Source organism: Actinomadura sp. 7K534 (assembly GCF_004348575.1).
Lineage (GTDB): Bacteria > Actinomycetota > Actinomycetes > Streptosporangiales > Streptosporangiaceae > Spirillospora > Spirillospora livida.
On the sequence record NZ_SMKB01000496.1, the window covers coordinates 1 to 1106 of the forward strand.

The 1106-nt window shown below is 70.1% G+C and carries 2 protein-coding genes; one reads left to right on the forward strand and one right to left on the reverse strand.

Translation table 11 applies throughout. The features are described 5' to 3' along the window. A partial coding sequence (locus tag E1266_RS37360) for a YbgA family protein (RefSeq protein WP_132055316.1) occupies window positions 1-635 on the forward strand: 635 nt, incomplete at its 5' end. On the opposite strand, the gene E1266_RS37365 is transcribed toward E1266_RS37360, so the two are convergent. Next, window positions 632-1090, reverse strand: a complete 459-nt coding sequence (locus E1266_RS37365) for a hypothetical protein (RefSeq protein ID WP_132055318.1) — start codon at window positions 1088-1090, stop codon at window positions 632-634. The genes E1266_RS37360 and E1266_RS37365 overlap by 4 nt on opposite strands. Window positions 1091-1106: the final 16 nt, after the last annotated feature.

Consider the following 1106-nt stretch of genomic DNA (forward strand, 5'->3'; position numbering starts at 1 on the left):
CCCGCCTAGCAGCACCAAGCCACCTCCTCACCTCCGACCCCCTGGCAGCCCACGCCGACTGCGTCCCCCCGGACGAAGACCCAGACGGCTACATCTCAGACTCCCAATCCCCCGGAGCCCTTCCGCACCTGCCCGCAAGCAGCCTCCACGACCCCGAACTCCGCGAACACTTCATCGAGCGCCTCTACGCCCAGGCCCGCCTCCGCGAATTCTTCGCCGGAGATTGGCGCCCCGGCGACCTGGTCGCCTTCCACAGCCGCCACAAACTGCAGATCCTCGCCCACGACCCCGCGGCCTACCGGCACATGGGCCGCACAGTCGCCCAAGCGGGCACACGACCCGCCACCGCGTTGGAAACCGAGTACCGCCGCGCCTTCACCGAAGCATTCGCCGTCTCCCCGACCCCCGGCCGCCACACCAACGCCCTCAGCCACGTCCTGGGCCCGCTGAGCAACCGCCTGGACCCGCCCGAACGCCACGAGGTAGTCGCCGCGATCGCTTCCTACCACCAGGGCGAGGCGCCTTTGCGCACCCCGATCGACCTACTGCGCCACTACGCGGAAGCCACGAACCACACCTACCTGGCCGACCAGACCTACCTGGCCCCCTACCCGCCGGCCCTCCGCGTGGATTAGTCCTCGTCGCCCGGCCTGGCGACATGATCCGGCAGCCCGTGCGTCCGCCGCCGCTCCTTCATCTCGGCCTCGAAGACGTGCCGCCGCCCCTCCATGAGGCGTCCCCGCACCTTGCCCTCGATGGACCGGAACTCCTGGTAATACCCGTCGTCGTACTCCTCGACGACCTGGAACGTCCACCGCCCCGAGAGCACGTTCCGCCCGATCAACTCGCGCTCGACCTCGTCAGCCAGATCATCGTGCCCGGCAGCCCGCAACAGCTCCACCGCCGCGTCGAGCTGCCCGTCGGCCCGCCCCGTCAACTGATGAAACGCGTAAAGATGCCCCCGCGCCTGCTCGGTGGTCTCCAGAGCCTCCGTGATCCGCCCCGCCGCGGCGACGGCGTTGTCGGCGGCATCCTCCGGCCTGCGATGACGCTCCGCCGGCGACTCCCGCGACTCGCGGTCTCCGATCATGCCCCACCCCTACCAC

Coding starts and splice junctions, on each gene's coding strand:
- E1266_RS37365 (WP_132055318.1), bottom strand. CDS start 1,090: ATGATCGGAGACCGCGAGTCGCGGGAGTCGCCGGCGGAGCGTCATCGC.